Raw genomic sequence first — 15,135 nt, 5'->3', positions numbered from 1 at the left:
ATCTCGCGGGCCCTGTGCAAGGAGCTTACCCATGCTGAAATGGGCTCTGATCTTCGCCGTGGTGGCCATCATCGCCGGCGCGCTCGGTTTCACCGGCATCGCGGGCGCCGCGGCCGGCGTCGCCAAGATCCTGTTCTTCCTGTTCCTGGTCGTGTTCCTCGTCGTCCTCGTGCTGGGCATGGGGATCTTCAAGGGCGTGACGGGGAAATGATCCTGGCCGCAAGGAACCTCCCCCTGTGGGGGAGGTGATCGCGAAGCGATCGGTGGGGGGAGTGAGTGCGAAATCAGCCGCCTTCTCGGCGGTTGAAACCGTCCCCCACCGGTCTGCGGCCGCCTCCCCCAGAGGGGGAGGTTCTCCTCCGGCCTACTTCCAGCCTTTCCCCTGCGCGCCGACCAGCGCCACCAAGTCGCCCATCGCCAGGTTGACGTCGGCCAGGTGCAGGCCCCAGGCCTTGAGCGGCGAGCCCAGCACCATCAGGTCGCCGGGGATGTCGTCGACGCGCGGGTCGGCCGGGACGCCGTGGACCTTGATGGCCAGGTAGTCGTAGGGGCCGCTCGTGGCGCATTCGGCGGTGACCAGGCCCGGCGTCGAGACGAAGGTCGTGGTCACGTCCTTGCCCTTGACCCAGGGCGTCTTGCGCGGCGCGCCGGCGATGGTCTTGTCGCTGAAATAGCTGTGCAGCGGCGCTTCGCCGCCGGCCAGGGCGGCCGGGTTGACGCAGGCCGCGCGCTTTGCGCCCTCAGCCTTGCCGAAGAAGGCGGGCTCGGCCGGCGGGCTGGAGGCGCGGAACGACACGTAGGAGACGATGCAGCCCACTTGGCCCGGCTTGCGGCACATCTTGATCGAGCCGTAGGCGTCCGTGGCCGGATCGATGGGCGTGTTCATGCCGATGATCAGGGCCGAGACCAGCTGCTTCTGGACCGGCTTGCCGTCGATCTCCTCGGCCAGCAGGCGCAGCAGCACGCGCGAGCCCTGCGAGTGTCCGATCAGCACGACGCCGCGACCGCCGTTGTCGCGGGCCAGATAGTCCTTCCAGGCGTCCAGCACGTCATTGTAGGCGAGGGTCTCGTCGCCCGGCGAGGCCTTGCCCTGCATCACCTGCCGCAGGGCCGCCAGGGTCACCTGCCGGTACATCGGCGCGAAGGTGCGGCAGGCCTGGCCGAAACGCGCGAACTGCTGCTCGGCGACGATGGTCTCGGCCGGGTCGATGGCCATGTCGCTGTTGCCGCCGGGATCGGTCGACACGGTCGGATAGACGTAGAAGCAGTCGATCGGCGCCTTGGGATCGGCCTTGAACGGCTCGACCCTGGTCGCGCCGTCGGCGGCCACGACGGTGGCGGTCTGGTCCTGGGCGCAGGCGTCCTGGCGGCCGGGACGACACAGCCAGGAGGAGTCCTGCGTGTAGTCGTTCCTGGGCTGGGGACCCGTCGGCGCCGGCTGGGCGCAGGCCGTTCCGGCCAGCCCCATCGAGACCGCCAAGGCGGCCCAGATCGTCTTGTGCATTTCCATCCCCTCGCAGGCCGAACGGCCGTTTGGCCGGGAGGATGGCTTGGCTGGGCGGGGGAGGGAAGGCAGAAAGATGCTCCCCCTGAAGGGGGAGCTGTCGCGGAGCGAATGAGGGGGAAGTGAATACGGCGCGTCAGCTGCCGCTTCCCCCTCCGGCCCTTCGGGCCACCTCCCCCTTCAGGGGGAGGATCTCAGGTCCCCGGCACGATCGCCTTCAGTCGCGCCTCGCCGGTCGGGGTCTCGTGGCGGGGCGGACCGCCGTTGGGGAAGCCGCCGGGCGGTGGGCCGGGCGGGCGGCCGTTCATGCCTTGCGGGGCGCCGGGAGGCGGGCCCATGCCTCCGGGAGGCGGGCCGCCGGGACCGCCCATGGGCCCGCCCGGGCCCATCCCCGCGTCGTCCTTCCAGTCGGCGGCGGGATCGACGCCCAGAACCAGGGCCAGCACATAGCCGCTCTCGCCTTCCTTGACGCTGGCCACCATCGCCTCGCCGCCTTGCAGGGCGATGCCGTCCTGGCGGTTGAACATGTCGCGCGCCCGGGGCCGCTTGTAGGCCGGGAGGTTCTCGTAGAGGAACTCCGACAGGGCGTCGGGCACGAACAGCTGGGCGGTCAGGGCCGTGCGCGCGTTCAGGTGCACCTTGATGTGGATGTGCGGGGTGCGGCCTTCGTACCAGCCGGGCCAGATGGTCCTGAAGGCCACCTTGCCCGCGCCGTCGGTGGTCTGGGCGCCGCGCAGGAAGGTCGCTCCCTTGGCGGCGGTCTGGTGGTCGTCGCCCTGGCCCTCGTAGCCGGAATAGATGCCTTGCGCGTCGCAATGCCAGATGTCGACCCGCGCCCCCTTCAGCGGCCGGCAGGCGCCGTCGACGACGGTCAGGGCCACGGTGACCGGCGCGCCTTTCTTGCCTTCGGTGATGTCGGCGCGATCGAGCTTGGGGTCGAACCAGTAGGGACCTTGGGTGACCTGGGGTGTCAGCGCGCAGACGTTTTCGGCGGCGGCGACCGGGCGCGTCGAGGCGGCGATGGCGGCGAACGGCGCGGCGCCGGCCAGGGCCAGCAGGCCGCGACGGCTGGGGGAAACGGGCGAGGGCATCGGGACTCCGAAACGTGAGCCGCCCTTGTGGCCGGGCGATCCTGCCGGCGTATGTCGAGGTCTTGCGGGTTTGCAATGCGGTTCGCCGCATGTGAGGCGGCGAGTGCGCGGAACCTCCCCCCGTGGGGGAGGCGATCGCGAAGCGATCGGTGGGGGGAGTGATTGGGCAACCGGCCAGAGCCGCGGAAGCTGAAAACGTCCCCCCACCGGCCTTCGGCCGCCTCCCCACGGGGTGAGGGTTCTCGTGTCGCTCCCTACAGATACTTCGTCAGGCTCAGCGACGAGAGCGTCGAGATCATCGAATACATGGCCTCCAGCTGGGTCTCGTACTGGGTGGCCAGGACGGCAGTCTCGGCGAGGTCGGCGTCTTTCAGGTTGGAGGCCAGGGTGTCGATGCTTTCGATCTTGGCCTCGTTGCGCTCGATCAGGCGGTCTAGGGTGGAGGCCTGGATCGAGACCTGCTCCTGTAGCGAGCCGATGCCGATCAGGGCCTCGCCGGCCAGCTCGTAGGCGGCCGAGACCACGTCGCTGTCGTCGGGCGAGGCGATGATCATCGACAAGGCGCGGGCCAGCTTCTCGAACGCCGCCGAGCCGCCCGAGACCGACAGGTCGATGGTCTGGCCGTCGGTGGTGGTGAAGGTCCGCGTGGCCGACGAGCCCTGGTAGTAGTCGGCGTCGACCCCGGCCGAGGGATCCCAGTCGGCGTCGCTGAAGTCGGCGGCGGCGGCGTCGCCCGCCGTGCCCGAGAACAGGTAGGTCCCGCCCGAGGTGCTGTTCATCAGCGCCTGAAGGTCATTGAGCCAGTTGGTGGCGTACTGGGCGGTGGTGGCCGAGTCGATCGTGGTGCTCGAAATCATCGAGGCCAGCTGGGTCTTGATGGTGGTGGCCAGGTCGGCGATGTCGCCCAGCGCCGAATAGGCGGCGTTGACATAGGCGGTGGCCGTCTGGGCGGCGGCGTTCTCGGCGGTCAGGGCGCTGCTCTGGCTGGACAGGCGCAGCAGGCTGCCGGTGTTGCTGCCCAGGCCCCCGTAGGTGGTGGATTTCAGGCCAGAGGCCGTCTGGGCCTGCTGGTCGGCCAGCTTGGCCTGCACCTTGAGGCTGGCGGCCAGCATGGTCGTGGAATGGCCGAAGGTGGCGATGCGGCAGATCATGGTCAGTTCACCATCTGGATCAGGGTGTCGAACAGCTCCTGCACCATCGAGACGAGCTGGGCGTTGGCCTCGTACTGCGACTGGTAGGTGGTCAGCAGGGCCAGTTCCTCGTCGACATTGACGGCGGTGGTGTTCTGCAGCCGCGTGGTCGCCGCCTCGTAGGTCGACAGGGCGCTGGCGGCGCCGGACGAGGCGTTGGAGACGAGGGTCGCCGCGCCGGAAACGAAGCTCGAGGCATAGGACGACAGGCTGACGGTCTTGGCCGCCTGGTCGCCGGCGGCGGCGAAGCTCAGCGTCCCCGACAGCATCGACGACAGCTTGTCGATCGTGGCGCTGTCGGAGGTCGACAGGGCGCGGTCGCCGGCCGCCAGGGTGGTGGAGGTGTCGAGGGCGGCGGTAGCCAGCAGGCTGTAGTCGCCCGACAGCCTGGACGAGACGGCGATGTCGGCGGCGGTCGATCCCGAGAACAGGTCGTTGAAGCCGAAATAGTCCGAGAAGCCTTGCGCCGATGCGCCGACCGAGGCGCCGATGTCGCCCAGGGCGACGCCGTTGGCGCTGCTGTCGGCGGTGATCGACAGCTTGCCGTCCGAGCCGATGCTGGCCGACAGGCCGTCCATGGCGTCCAGCGCGCTGACCAGGTCGGCCAGGGTCGAATAGGCCGACAGGTCGATGTCCTGGGTCGAGACCGTCGAGCCGCTGGAATCGACGACGGCCACCCGCAGCGTGCCGGTCGCCGAGAAGGCGTCGTCGCCCGAGACGGTGGAGGCGCTGGTCAGGGCGTTGGGCGCGGGCGTGGCCGAGCCGGCGTTGCTGATGGCGTTGACCTGGGAGATCAGGGTCGAGGCCAGGGCGTCGAGCTTGGCCTGCTCGTCCACCAGCGTCTTGTCGCGCAGGGTGACCAGCGCGCCCAACTGGCCGGAGTCGAGGCTTGCGGTGACGTCCTTGCCGTTCAGCGTGATCCCCGAGATCGAGTTCGGGTAGGCGCTGGTCGAGGAAAGCGCGCTGGAGGCGGTGTACGAAAGCTTGGCCGCCGTCGTGCCAAGCAGTTGGTCGCCGCCGGTGGTGTAGACCACCAGCCGGTTGTCGGAGGTGGTGTAGCTGTTGACCCCGATCAGGCCCGACAGGGTTGTCAGGGCCGCGTCGCGTTGGTCCTGCAGGGCGGTGACGTCGCCACCCTGGGCGGTGACCGAGACGATCTGGTCGTTCAGCGAGGCCAGGGTCGACAGGGTCGAGTTGATGGTGTCGACCGTGGTGGCGATCTCGGCGTTGGCCTGGGTGCGCAGGTCCTGGATCGAGGCCGACAGGCTGCTGATCCCCGCGGCCAGGTCGGACGCGGCCGAGACCGTCGCGGCCTTGGCCGTGTCGCTGTCGGCGCTGGCCGACAGGGCGGTCAGGGCGCTGGAAAAGGCGTCGAGCAGGCTGGACAGGTCGTCGCCGCTGTCCACCGAGCCGAGGGCGGCGTCGTAGGACTGCATGTAGGTGTCGATCGTGAAGGCATAGCCCGAGGCGGCCGCCGTCTTGACCACGGTCTTGGCCAGATAGGTGTCGGCCGCCCGCTGCACGGTGGCGCTGGAGGCCGAGTTGAGGGCCGTGGTCGCCGTCGTGCTGACCGTCTTCTTGCTGTAGGTCAGGTCGTCGGCGTTGGCCACGTTGGCGTTGGCCACCGCGATCTGCATCTGGGCGGTCGACAGGGCCGACGAGGCCGAGCTGATGATCGACGACAGCGACATGGCGTCAGTCCTTGCGTCGGCGGTGGTCGCGCAGCGACGCCACCCCGCCGCGATAGCCGGCCTGGGCGTTGAGGCCGCGGTTGACCGCCTGGATGCGCACGCGCTCCTGGGCCATCTCGGTCTCCAGGCTGGCCATGCGGTCTTCCAGCGTCGCCTGCACCTCGTGCAGGTTCGACAGCATGAGCAGGCGCTGGTCGTCCGAAAGGGCCGAGAGGCCGTCGGCGATGCTGCGGGCCAGGGCGCGAGCCTCCTCGACCGACGAGACCACGGGCGTGGCCGGATCGCGGCGGGCCTTCTGGGCGCGGGTGTGCAGGCGTTCAATCGTGCCCATGACGCTCACCGGACGGCCTGGATCAGGGTGTCGAACATGTCGCTGGTGGCGCTGATCACCTGCGAGGCGGCCGAATAGGCCTGCTGGGCGATGATCATCTTGTTGAACTCGGTCGCCGTGTCGGTGGTCGAGCCCTCCAGCGCGCTGGCCACCAGGCTGCCGGCGTTGCCCTCGCCGGGCAGGTTCAGGTGCACCTGGCCGGCGGCGGTGTTCTCGTCATAGACCGTGCCCGAGACGTGGGTCAGGCCGTTGGGGTTGCTGAAGGTGGCGACCGGGATCTGGTAGATCGCGAGACTCACCCCGTTGTCGAAATTGGCCGTGACCAGGCCGCTCTCGTCGATGCTGATCCCCGACAGCTCGCCGTAGTTGGCGCCGTCCTGCTCGAAGGTCGGGCTGATCGACAGGGTCGAGGAGGTCGAGGCGTACTGGGTCAGGCCGTCGGTGCCGCCCGTCGAGCCCAGGTCCAGCACGATGGCGCTGTCGGCCGCGCCGGTCGACAGGCCGGTGATGCTGATGTTGACCGGCGACGGATCGGTGGTGGCCAGGCTGCCGTCGGAGTTGAAGGTCACCGTCACCGTGCTCGGGCTGATCGTGCCCGAGGTGGTCGTGCTGTCCTTGGTCAGGGTCGGGTCCGACAGGCTCAGCGACCAGGTGTTGTCGCCGGTCTTGGTCCAGGTCTGGCCGACGGTGTGGCTGACGCCCAGGGAGTCGATGACCTCCATGCTGGTGTCGAAGCTCTGGCCCGTCGTGGCGTCGGCCGGCAGGTTGGCGGCCATGCTCACCGTCGAGGTGGCCTTGGCCGTGCCGCTGATCGAGTCGAGGTTGATCGCCGACAGGCTGGTCAGGTCGCTGGTGTTGGACGCCAGGACGTTGCCGTCGGAGTCCGTCGGGTAGCCCATCAGGTAATAGCCTTCGCTATTGACCAGATAGCCGTTGGCGTCCGTCGAGAAGCTGCCGTTGCGGCTGTAGACCAGGTCGCTGCCGGTGTCGCCGGCGTTGGCCGCGACCACGAAATAGCCCGAGCCGTCGATGGCGATGTTGGTCGCCACGCTGGTCGACGAGATGGCGCCGGTGACGTTCAGCGCCTGGTTTGTCTTGGCCACCACCGAGCTGGTCGAGGTGTTGGTGCCCATGGCGCCGCTGACCAGCGACTGGAACGACACTTCCGTCGTCTTGTAGGCGGTGGTCGAGGCGTTGGCGATGTTCTCGGAGATCGCCGACAGGGCGATGCTCTGGGCGGACAGGCCCGAGACGGCGGTCGAGAGGGCGGAGGACAGGCTCATCGTCGCTGGCCCCTATTCCGAGGCCGAGGCGAGCAGCTGAACCTGGGTCAGCAGCGACGACATATTGTCCGACATCGTCGTCAGCGTGTCGTTCATGTTGATCTGCTGCTCGAGCGACGAGTAGGTCGCCAGCTGGCTGGTGAACTCGGTCGGATCGGTGGGATCCAGCGGGTTCTGGTTGGTCAGCTGCGTCATCAGCAGCTTCAGGAAGTCGGTGGTGCCAAGCTGCAGCGTGCCGGACGAGCTGCTCGAGCTCGTCGTGCTGGTGCTCGTCGCCGAGGAGACGGTGGTCATGGAGAAGGCCCTCCGGTGAAGTCGGTCCGGTCGCTCTGGGCGCCGATCGACGGGTTCAACGGAGGCTCCGCGCCGGATGGGGCGGATTATTTTCCGGGGCGGGGGAGCGAAAATAATCCGCCCCATCGTCGGCGGACGTCCCGTTCAACCCGTCGAAGCCAGGCCGTCAGAACGGCGGACAGCTTCCCGACCGGACTCTCCCCCGGGCGGACTCCAGACAGAGAACCGGACTAGAACATGCCTGTTATCTCCACCAACACGGCCGCCAACACCGCCCTGCGCTACCTGAACAACAATTCGGCGGCGCAGAGCGAATCCCTGGCGAAGCTGTCGAGCGGCTCGCGGATCGTCAGCGCGAAGGACGACGCCTCCGGCCTCGCCATCGCGACGTCCATGAACGCCGACATCACCGTGCTCAACCAGGCCGCCACCAACGTGACCAGCGGCACTTCGGTGCTGAACACCGCGGACGGCGCCCTGTCGAACATCGCCGACATCCTGCAGCGCATGAACTCCCTGACGGCCCAGGCCCAGTCGGGGACGTCGAGCACTGCCGACCTGTCGTACATCAGCGCCGAGTACGAGCAGCTGACCGAGGAAATCAACGACATCGCCGAGACGACGACCTTCAACGGCGTCACTCTGCTCAACGGTGACAGCAACTACACCGAAGGCACCGGCGTCGATTTCATGGTCGGCACGTCCAGCACCGATGTCATCAAGGTCGAACTGGGTGAGGCCAACACCACGGGGCTGAACCTGACCGTCACCTCGATCACCTCCACCAGCGACGCCGTCGCTGCCATGGACGAGATCGACTCGGCGATCACGGCGGTCTCGAAAATGCGCGCCGACGTCGGCGCCACCCTGTCGCGCTTCGAGTTCCGCGGCGACGTGATCTCCACGTCGCTCGAGAACCTGGAGTCGGCGGCGTCGGCGATCACCGACGTGGACATCGCCGCCGAGCAGACCAACTTCACCAACGCCCAGACCCTGACCAGCGCAGCGATTTCGGCCCTCAGCCAGGCCAACTCGATGAGCCAGTCGCTTCTGAAGTTGCTGCAGTAGTCGCTCGTGTCGCGATGGCGGGGGCCTGGCTTCCGTCGTCCTGCAGACTGGCGGGGGGGCCTCTAAGGCTCTCCCGCCGACTTTCCGGACATTGCCATGACGACCACCAGCAGCGTCTCGACCTCGGGCTCGACGACCTATCTGACCGGCACGATCTCGGGGCTCGACACCGACTCCCTGATTGAGGCCGCCGTCGCCCAGAAGACCGCCCGCGCCGACACCATCGACGCCAAAGTCACGGCCAACGAGACCAAGATCGCCTCGTACCAGTCGCTGCAGACCCTGCTGCAGGCGATCTCGGATTCGATGACCGCGCTGGCGGGCACGACCTACAGCTCGGTCACGACCACCACCAACGCCTTCGACGAGAAGAGCGCCTATCTGACCGCCTCGGACGGCACGGACGCCACCTCGGTGATCGCCGTCGACGCCGACAGCGACGCGGTGGCCGCCTCCTACGAGATCACCGTCACCCAGCTGGCCAAGGCCATGAAGGCAGCCTCCACCGCCCAGGCCTCGGGCACGGCGCTTGGCCTGTCGGGCGTGATGTCGGTGGGCGTCGACGGCGGGACCGCCGCCGAGATCACCGTCACCTCGACCATGACGGTCAGCGACATCGCAGCAGCCATCAACGCCAAGACCAGCACGACCGGCGTCACAGCCACCCTGATCACCAGTTCGACCGGCACGCGCCTGGTCATGTCGACCAGCGACACCAACCAGCAGATCAGCCTGTCGTCGGTCTCGGGCGACGACATCGGCCAGTCGCTGGGCCTGACCGACAGCTCGGGCGCCTTCGCCAACGTCCTTCAAGCCGCCCAGCCCTCGATCGTCACCATCGATGGGGTCGAGATCGAGAGCGACGGCAACGAGCTGACCGACGTCATTCCCGGCCTGTCGATCTCGCTGCTGCAAGCCACCAGCGGCCAGACCATCACCCTCGACATCGAGGCCAACTACGACGACATCAAGACGGCGATCACCGACTTCATCGACGCCTACAACGCCCTACGCGCCTTCGTGGTGACCAACCAGACGGTGGGCTCGGGCGGGGTGGTGGCCGACGACGCGGTGCTGTTCGCCGACGGCATACTGCGCGACGTCAATCGCCAGCTGAACGCCCTGCTGGGCGGCAAGTCGGGTTCGGACGACGAGCTGACCGACCTGTCGGCCCTGGGCATCACGCTGAACAGCGCCAACCAGCTGGAGCTGTCGGACGAGACCTCGCTCGACAATCTGCTGCTGACCGACCTGTCCAGCGTCGCGGCCTTCTTCGAGACCAAGTTCGAGGCCAGCGACAGCAACCTCAAGCTCCTCAAGAACGACACTACCCTCTCGTACGACTTCGACCTGGAGGTCACCGTCACCGACGGGGCGATCTCCAGCGTGTCGGTGAACGGCGACTCGAGCCTGTTCACGATCTCAGGCAGCCGGATCATCGGCGCGACGGGGTCGATCTACGACGGCCTGTCCTTCGCCCTGGCCAACCCGACCAGCGGCACGATCTCGGTGCAGATCACCCAGGGCTTCGCCAACCTGATCACCAGCCTGATGGGCGACTACGCCAACACCACGACCGGCGTGATCCAGCAGCGCATCAACACCCTCGACACGGTCAACAGCGACCTGACCGAACAGTCGGAGACCATCCGCGACAACGCGGAGACGTACCGCACCAAGTTGATCGCGAAATACTCGGCGATGGAGACAGAGCTCTACGCCGCCCAGATCCTTCAAGAGCAGATCAAGGCCATCCTCGGAGCCAGCAGCGATGACGACGACTAACAGCCAGGCGTTCAGCGCCTATGCGGCCTCGAGCCGCCTGACCGCCAGCCCGCGCGACGTGCTGGCCTCGGTGCACGAGGAGCTCTACCGGGCCGTCGGCTCGGCAAAATTCGCCCACGAGCAGGGGCGGCTGGATCAAATGTGCCGACACGCCATGCGGGCGACCCAGATCCTCACCGTGCTGTCGACAAGCCTGGATTTTTCGGCCGCCGGACCGGACGGCAAGACGTTGCGCAGCTTCTACCAGTACGTGCTTGACAGCATGGTTCGCGCCAGTCGCCGCAAAGATGTGTCGAATTCGTATCAAATCGTACTCGACTTGTTGCGCCCATTCTGTAAAGAGCTCCGTTCTGAAAAATAGAAATGCGCCGATGTATTGCGAACGTATCGGGTGAATTCAATAATGTAGTTATCTGATATATGGCATGCTGTTTGCCAATCCCATTGCGATACAGCGATGGAGGCGAGTAATCGCCATGGCGAATTCAGCGATGACTGTGACGGGCGGGTTCGGATTGGCGGATGTCCGCTCGGACGAAGACCTGTTCCTGGCCTGCCGCGAGGGTGACCAGGTGGCGTTCCGGGTGCTGGTCGACCGGCATCTGCGGATGGTCCGGCGGCTGGCCCTGAACGTCCTGGGCGACGTGCAGGAGGCCGAGGACGCGGCCCAGGAGGCATTTATTGCCGCCTGGCGCGCCCGCGAGCGCTGGACGCCGGAGGCGCGGTTCTCGACCTGGCTGCACCGCATCGCGGTCAACAAGGCCATCGACCGTCGCCGCGTCCGCAAGGCCGTGCCGGAAAGCCAGGAAGTCATCACCCGCCTGGCCGACGCCGAGGTGCAAGGGCCGGCCCAGGCCGACGCCCTGGCCAACCTCGAACGGTCGGAGGTCGCCGTGACCTTGCAGCAGGCCCTGGGCAAGCTGCCGGACACCCAGCGCCAGGCTTTGACTTTGTTCTATTTCGAAGAGCTCGAGGTCGGTAGAATCGCCGACGCCATGGGCTGTTCGGAACAGGCGGTCCGCTCGCTCCTGAAACGGGGCCGGCAGACCTTGAAGACGAGACTCCAGAGGCAGAAGAAGATCTGTGGCTATGGACCTGAAACTGTTCGAAGCGCGCCTGAAGGCGCTGGGCGCCCGGCTTGACCGCTGGCCCGAAGGCGAGGCGGAGGCCGCGCTCGACCTGCTGACGACCTCGGAGGCGGCGCAGGAGCTGTTCGCGCAAGTGACGGCCCAGGACATGGGCGTGTTCGACTACGACGGCGGCGACTTGTCGCCCCTGGCCGACCGCATCGCCAGGAACCTCTGAGCGCGCGACGCCTTGATGCCGTCGAGATCGGCGGGGCATCCTCGCCGCCGAAAGCGAGGGTCCGCATGCTGCTTCGACGACTGGTTCCCGGCCTGCTGGTGTTGGCCCTGGCGGCCCCCGAGGCCTTCGCCGCTTCGGATCCGATTGATCCCCAGAAGGAATACTCGCCGGCTTACGACGCCTGCCTCAACAGCGGCGACGCCATCAAGGGCGTCACCGTGGCCATGGCCGGCTGCACCAACGAAGAACTCCAGAAACAGGACGCCCGCCTGAACCGCGCCTACAAGGCGGTGATGGCCAGGCGCTCCAAGGCCGAGCAGGCCAAGTTGCGCACCGTCCAGCGGGCCTGGATCAAGCGCCGCGACGCCGAGTGCCAGGAAGACCTGACCGGCGGCACCATCGACATGCTCAACATCGGCGGCTGCCACCTCAGCATGACCACCGTGCGAGCGGTGGAGCTGGAGCGGATGGCGAAGAAGCGCTGACCAGGAACCTCCCCCTATTGGGGGAGGCGATCGCGTAGCGATCGGAGTGGGGGAGGTGTTGCAAGCTTCTGTCCGCCTAGAAAGCTGAAGCCGGCCCCCCACCGGCCTTCGGCCGCCTCCCCCACAGGGGGAGGTTCCATCGCGGCGCCTACGCAGAACCCCTTATGCGGCGCACCCGAATTTACCCGCACGAAGAGTAGGGGGAATGTGCCGGCGTCGGGGCGGCGTCTTTCGCCCCCATTCCTTCGGGAGTCGTCTGATGCTGTCGCCCCTTCGCTTCGAGCCCGCCTACGCCCAGCCGACCCTGCCGGTCGCCGCCGCCAGCGTCATCCGCTACGCCGCCGGCGAGGAGATCTTCGCCGAGGGAGATTCCGCCGACCACGTCTACGAGCTGGTCGAGGGCACGGTGCGCACGGGCCGCCTGCTGCGCGACGGCCGCCGCCAGATCGACGCCTTCCATTTCGCCGGCGAGGCCTTCGGCTTCGAGGCAGGCGAGGTGCGCCGCACCACGGCCGAGGCGGTCAGCGAGGTCACGGTTCGCATCGTCCGCCGCCGGGCGCTCAGCGACCTGGCCGCCCGCGACGGGCAGGTGGCCCGCCAGCTCTATCAACTGACCATCTCCGGCCTGCAGCGCAGCCAGGACCACGTGCTGATGCTGGGCCGCCGCAGCGCCTGCGAGCGGGTGGCGGGCCTTCTGCTGCTGCTGGCCGACCGCACCGGCGAGGCGGCCTTCGACCTGCCGATGAGCCGCCAGGACATGGCCGACTATCTGGGCCTGACCATCGAGACGGTGTCGCGCACCCTGACCGGCTTCCTGCAGGAAGGCCTGATCGCCCTGCCGACCGTACGCCATGTCGAGTTGCTCGACCGCGACGCGCTGGAAGCGCTCTGCGAATAGGCCTGGGCGAATAGCAAAACGGCCTCCCCGCCGGGGCGGGAAGGCCGTTTGGAAGTCGTGGCGAAACCCTCGTCCCTCGACAGGCTCAGGATGAGGGTTTTCTAGCGCCGCGCCTGCCTTGGTCCTCACCCTGAGCTTGTCGAAGCATGTCCTCGGGCGAGCCGCGCCTGCGGCGCGACCCGATGGGGCGGGACCAGGCGTCAGGCCGCCGGCAGTTCGCCCATGGCGCTCTGCAGGTAGTTCTGCTCGCCCAGCGACTTGATCAGCGACAGCTGGGTTTCGAGGTAGTCGATGTGCTCCTCGGTGTCGTTGAGGATCTCGCGCAGCAGTTCGCGACTGATGTAGTCGCGGGCCTGCTCGCACTGGACGATGCCCGGCACCAGCAGTTCGCGGTTGAACAGCTCGATCGACAGGTCGGCGGCCAGGCATTCGGGCACGGTCTCGCCAATCTTCAGCTTGTGCAGGTCCTGCAGGTTGGGCAGGCCCTCGAGGAAGAGGATGCGGTTGATCAGCTTGTCGGCGTGTTTCATCTCGCCGATCGATTCCTGGTAGACGATCTGGCCGAGGCGCTTGAAGCCCCAGTTGTCGTGCATGCGGGCGTGCAGGAAGTACTGGTTGACGGCCGTCAGCTCGTTGGTGAGCACAGCGTTCAGGACGCGGATAACGCCGGGATCGCCTTGCATGGCGGCCTCCTAAGGTTCGAGTTCGCCCGCACCCTTAGTCGGCTTTTTCAGCGCTTCAACAGTAATGTGTGCAAGTGTTTCGCAGCCTCACAGAAAAGCGTGAGAGTGCTTCGCGGTAACCTGAAATCGTCGACTTTGCGTCGCAGGAAGCCTTACTCGGCGGCGTAAGCCAGAGCTTCCTGGGCTTCCTGAATCATTTGGCGCATCTCGCAGACGCACTTGGCGCACTGGGCCTGGCAGCCCTTGTGGCGGAAAATCTCGGCCGGACGAGTCGCGCCCGCGTCGATCGCGGCGCGGACTTCACGTTGGCGGATGCCGTTACAATTGCAGACGTACAAGGAGAGAACGCCCTACCGAATGATTGTCATTCTCATCTAACAGTTTTCCACCGGTTTGCAACTGACTCTCAGTCGAGTTACCGGCGGCGCGTCGTCGCAGGCGAGGCCCTTCGACAGGCTCAGGGTGAGGGCATGGGGCGCTCGCTTTGAAAACCTCATCCTGAGCCTGTCGAAGGACGAGGTTTTCATGCTCTGCTGGCAGGGCTTCGCCCCCAAAGTCGCGCTGCGCGTCAAATCGGCGTAAAGGCGGCGCATGACGCTCGACTGCCGCCTCTATCTGATCACTCCGCCGTCCCTGCCGGACCTGGCCGCCTTCGGCCGCCAGTTGGCCCGCGCCCTGGAGGGCGGCGACGTCGCGGCCCTGCAGATCCGCCTCAAGGACGCGCCCGACGACATCGTGGCCGCCGCCGTCGAGGTCTTCTCGCCGATCGCCCGCGCCCGCGACGTGGCGGTGATCCTCAACGACCGTCCCGACCTGGCCGCCCGCCTCGACTGCGACGGCGTGCACGTGGGGCAGGGCGATACGCCCTACGCGGCCGCCCGCAAGCTGATGGGCAAGGACCGCATGGTCGGCGTCACCTGCCACGACAGCCGCCACCTGGCCATGGAGGCCGCCGAGGCCGGGGCCGACTACGTGGCCTTCGGGGCCTTCTTCCCGACCACCACCAAGGACGCGCCCATCGTCGCCGAGCCCGACATCCTGTCGATCTGGCAGGAGACGATGGAGGTTCCGTGCGTGGCCATCGGCGGCATCACCGCCGCCAACGCCGCGGGCCTGGCGACCGCCGGTGCCGACTTCCTGGCCGTCTCGGGCGGGGTGTGGGCGCATCCCGAAGGTCCCGACGCGGCCGTGGCGGCGCTGAATGCGGCGATCGCGCAAGGGCTCGCAGAGCGGCGTTAGGCGGATCGACCTTCAGCGGTTCTAGCTATTTTCACCGAGCATCCCCGCCTTCGTGTTGTGTCCCGAGAGCTTAGCGAGGAGTTCGGCGGGAGCCTTGTGATCGAGGCATAGCAATCGGGTCTGATTGTAGAGCTCGACGAAGTTGAAGAGGAAGGCGTCGCGCTGGGCGTGATCGGTGAAGCGGTTTCGGCCGGCGTTCTTGCCCGACGCGGGATGGCCTCGCAGAGCCTCGGCCAGGCGTCGATTGAAGCGTTCGGCCATGCCGTTGGTCTGAGGGCGGTAGGGCCT

19 protein-coding genes are annotated in these 15,135 nt (G+C 67.3%); 9 read left to right on the top strand and 10 right to left on the bottom strand.

All coding sequences use genetic code 11. From position 1 onward, the window contains the following. Positions 1 to 31 precede the first annotated feature (31 nt). Complete coding sequence (locus SGCZBJ_RS21965; RefSeq protein ID WP_101720065.1) at positions 32 to 211, top strand: DUF1328 family protein; 180 nt, start codon at positions 32 to 34, stop codon at positions 209 to 211. 153 nt (positions 212 to 364) lie between these two features. Here the strand turns inward: SGCZBJ_RS21965 and SGCZBJ_RS21960 are convergent, their stop codons facing one another. From SGCZBJ_RS21960 to SGCZBJ_RS21930, 7 genes are all read right to left on the bottom strand, one after another. Then, positions 365 to 1,504: a DUF3089 domain-containing protein gene (locus SGCZBJ_RS21960; protein ID WP_101720064.1), complete on the bottom strand. Its 1,140-nt coding sequence runs from the start codon at positions 1,502 to 1,504 to the stop codon at positions 365 to 367. A 194-nt stretch (positions 1,505 to 1,698) separates the two neighbouring features. After that, a complete protein-coding gene (locus SGCZBJ_RS21955) occupies positions 1,699 to 2,595 on the bottom strand; it encodes an intradiol ring-cleavage dioxygenase (RefSeq protein WP_101720063.1) in 897 nt (298 codons plus the stop codon). A 254-nt stretch (positions 2,596 to 2,849) separates the two neighbouring features. After that, complete coding sequence (locus SGCZBJ_RS21950; protein ID WP_101720062.1) at positions 2,850 to 3,746, bottom strand: flagellin; 897 nt, start codon at positions 3,744 to 3,746, stop codon at positions 2,850 to 2,852. Between the two features lie 2 nt (positions 3,747 to 3,748). Continuing rightward, positions 3,749 to 5,476, bottom strand: a complete 1,728-nt coding sequence (flgK, locus tag SGCZBJ_RS21945; protein ID WP_101720061.1) for a flagellar hook-associated protein FlgK — start codon at positions 5,474 to 5,476, stop codon at positions 3,749 to 3,751. Positions 5,477 to 5,480: 4 nt separating this feature from the next. Further along, the gene (locus tag SGCZBJ_RS21940) at positions 5,481 to 5,807 is read right to left on the bottom strand and encodes a hypothetical protein (protein WP_101720060.1); all 327 of its coding nucleotides are present in this window, start codon (positions 5,805 to 5,807) and stop codon (positions 5,481 to 5,483) included. Positions 5,808 to 5,812: 5 nt separating this feature from the next. After that, complete coding sequence (flgE, locus tag SGCZBJ_RS21935; RefSeq protein WP_101720059.1) at positions 5,813 to 7,090, bottom strand: flagellar hook protein FlgE; 1,278 nt, start codon at positions 7,088 to 7,090, stop codon at positions 5,813 to 5,815. 12 nt (positions 7,091 to 7,102) lie between these two features. Then, positions 7,103 to 7,384 carry a flagellar hook capping FlgD N-terminal domain-containing protein gene (locus tag SGCZBJ_RS21930; protein ID WP_101720058.1) on the bottom strand — a complete coding sequence of 94 codons (282 nt, stop codon included), beginning with the start codon at positions 7,382 to 7,384 and terminating at the stop codon, positions 7,103 to 7,105. 237 nt (positions 7,385 to 7,621) lie between these two features. Here SGCZBJ_RS21930 and SGCZBJ_RS21925 point away from each other — a divergent pair, with 237 nt between their 5' ends. From SGCZBJ_RS21925 to fixK, 7 genes are all read left to right on the top strand, one after another. Next, the gene (locus SGCZBJ_RS21925; protein ID WP_101720057.1) at positions 7,622 to 8,452 is read left to right on the top strand and encodes a flagellin; all 831 of its coding nucleotides are present in this window, start codon (positions 7,622 to 7,624) and stop codon (positions 8,450 to 8,452) included. Between the two features lie 96 nt (positions 8,453 to 8,548). Further along, on the top strand, positions 8,549 to 10,237 hold the full coding sequence (gene fliD, locus SGCZBJ_RS21920) for a flagellar filament capping protein FliD (protein ID WP_101720056.1): 1,689 nt from the start codon (positions 8,549 to 8,551) through the stop codon (positions 10,235 to 10,237). Then, positions 10,224 to 10,598 (top strand): flagellar protein FliS, encoded by a 375-nt coding sequence (locus SGCZBJ_RS21915; RefSeq protein ID WP_101720055.1) that lies wholly within the window; start codon positions 10,224 to 10,226, stop codon positions 10,596 to 10,598. The genes fliD and SGCZBJ_RS21915 overlap by 14 nt, the downstream gene beginning before the upstream one ends. A 130-nt stretch (positions 10,599 to 10,728) precedes the next feature. Next, entirely contained in the window at positions 10,729 to 11,379 is a 651-nt protein-coding gene (locus SGCZBJ_RS21910) for an RNA polymerase sigma factor (protein WP_101720054.1), read from the top strand. After that, on the top strand, positions 11,327 to 11,542 hold the full coding sequence (locus SGCZBJ_RS21905; RefSeq protein WP_101720053.1) for a hypothetical protein: 216 nt from the start codon (positions 11,327 to 11,329) through the stop codon (positions 11,540 to 11,542). The genes SGCZBJ_RS21910 and SGCZBJ_RS21905 overlap by 53 nt, the downstream gene beginning before the upstream one ends. A 65-nt stretch (positions 11,543 to 11,607) precedes the next feature. Next, complete coding sequence (locus SGCZBJ_RS21900; RefSeq protein WP_101720052.1) at positions 11,608 to 12,027, top strand: lysozyme inhibitor LprI family protein; 420 nt, start codon at positions 11,608 to 11,610, stop codon at positions 12,025 to 12,027. 259 nt (positions 12,028 to 12,286) lie between these two features. After that, positions 12,287 to 12,925, top strand: a complete 639-nt coding sequence (gene fixK / locus SGCZBJ_RS21895) for a transcriptional regulator FixK (protein WP_101720051.1) — start codon at positions 12,287 to 12,289, stop codon at positions 12,923 to 12,925. 200 nt (positions 12,926 to 13,125) lie between these two features. Here fixK and bfr read toward each other — a convergent pair whose 3' ends face one another. Together bfr and SGCZBJ_RS21885 are read right to left on the bottom strand one after the other, a co-directional pair. Further along, complete coding sequence (gene bfr / locus SGCZBJ_RS21890) at positions 13,126 to 13,608, bottom strand: bacterioferritin (RefSeq protein ID WP_058349593.1); 483 nt, start codon at positions 13,606 to 13,608, stop codon at positions 13,126 to 13,128. A 152-nt stretch (positions 13,609 to 13,760) separates the two neighbouring features. Further along, positions 13,761 to 13,946: a (2Fe-2S)-binding protein gene (locus tag SGCZBJ_RS21885; RefSeq protein WP_058349592.1), complete on the bottom strand. Its 186-nt coding sequence runs from the start codon at positions 13,944 to 13,946 to the stop codon at positions 13,761 to 13,763. Between the two features lie 253 nt (positions 13,947 to 14,199). Here SGCZBJ_RS21885 and thiE point away from each other — a divergent pair, with 253 nt between their 5' ends. Further along, on the top strand, positions 14,200 to 14,847 hold the full coding sequence (gene thiE, locus SGCZBJ_RS21875; protein ID WP_101720049.1) for a thiamine phosphate synthase: 648 nt from the start codon (positions 14,200 to 14,202) through the stop codon (positions 14,845 to 14,847). 21 nt (positions 14,848 to 14,868) lie between these two features. Here the strand turns inward: thiE and SGCZBJ_RS21870 are convergent. Beyond that, positions 14,869 to 15,135, bottom strand: a 267-nt coding sequence (locus tag SGCZBJ_RS21870) for an integrase core domain-containing protein (RefSeq protein ID WP_165799411.1), incomplete at its 5' end; no start/stop codon positions are given.

The sequence above is a fragment of the Caulobacter zeae genome (assembly GCF_002858925.1).
Taxonomy (GTDB): domain Bacteria; phylum Pseudomonadota; class Alphaproteobacteria; order Caulobacterales; family Caulobacteraceae; genus Caulobacter; species Caulobacter zeae.
Note: the sequence above shows the minus strand (reverse complement) of the source record. Positions and strands in the feature narration are given on the sequence as shown.

Excerpts from the sequence above, each read along its gene's own strand:
- SGCZBJ_RS21965 (WP_101720065.1), top strand. The coding sequence starts at position 32 with ATGCTGAAATGGGCTCTGATCTTCGCCGTGGTGGCCATCATCGCCGGC.
- flgE (WP_101720059.1), bottom strand. The coding sequence starts at position 7,090 with ATGAGCCTGTCCTCCGCCCTCTCGACCGCCGTCTCGGGCCTGTCCGCC.
- SGCZBJ_RS21925 (WP_101720057.1), top strand. The coding sequence starts at position 7,622 with ATGCCTGTTATCTCCACCAACACGGCCGCCAACACCGCCCTGCGCTAC.
- SGCZBJ_RS21915 (WP_101720055.1), top strand. The coding sequence starts at position 10,224 with ATGACGACGACTAACAGCCAGGCGTTCAGCGCCTATGCGGCCTCGAGC.
- bfr (WP_058349593.1), bottom strand. The coding sequence starts at position 13,608 with ATGCAAGGCGATCCCGGCGTTATCCGCGTCCTGAACGCTGTGCTCACC.
- SGCZBJ_RS21940 (WP_101720060.1), bottom strand. The coding sequence starts at position 5,807 with ATGGGCACGATTGAACGCCTGCACACCCGCGCCCAGAAGGCCCGCCGC.
- fixK (WP_101720051.1), top strand. The coding sequence starts at position 12,287 with ATGCTGTCGCCCCTTCGCTTCGAGCCCGCCTACGCCCAGCCGACCCTG.
- SGCZBJ_RS21910 (WP_101720054.1), top strand. The coding sequence starts at position 10,729 with ATGACTGTGACGGGCGGGTTCGGATTGGCGGATGTCCGCTCGGACGAA.
- SGCZBJ_RS21900 (WP_101720052.1), top strand. The coding sequence starts at position 11,608 with ATGCTGCTTCGACGACTGGTTCCCGGCCTGCTGGTGTTGGCCCTGGCG.
- SGCZBJ_RS21905 (WP_101720053.1), top strand. The coding sequence starts at position 11,327 with ATGGACCTGAAACTGTTCGAAGCGCGCCTGAAGGCGCTGGGCGCCCGG.
- SGCZBJ_RS21955 (WP_101720063.1), bottom strand. The coding sequence starts at position 2,595 with ATGCCCTCGCCCGTTTCCCCCAGCCGTCGCGGCCTGCTGGCCCTGGCC.
- SGCZBJ_RS21930 (WP_101720058.1), bottom strand. The coding sequence starts at position 7,384 with ATGACCACCGTCTCCTCGGCGACGAGCACCAGCACGACGAGCTCGAGC.
- SGCZBJ_RS21950 (WP_101720062.1), bottom strand. The coding sequence starts at position 3,746 with ATGATCTGCCGCATCGCCACCTTCGGCCATTCCACGACCATGCTGGCC.
- SGCZBJ_RS21960 (WP_101720064.1), bottom strand. The coding sequence starts at position 1,504 with ATGCACAAGACGATCTGGGCCGCCTTGGCGGTCTCGATGGGGCTGGCC.
- flgK (WP_101720061.1), bottom strand. The coding sequence starts at position 5,476 with ATGTCGCTGTCGTCGATCATCAGCTCGGCCTCGTCGGCCCTGTCGACC.
- thiE (WP_101720049.1), top strand. The coding sequence starts at position 14,200 with ATGACGCTCGACTGCCGCCTCTATCTGATCACTCCGCCGTCCCTGCCG.
- fliD (WP_101720056.1), top strand. The coding sequence starts at position 8,549 with ATGACGACCACCAGCAGCGTCTCGACCTCGGGCTCGACGACCTATCTG.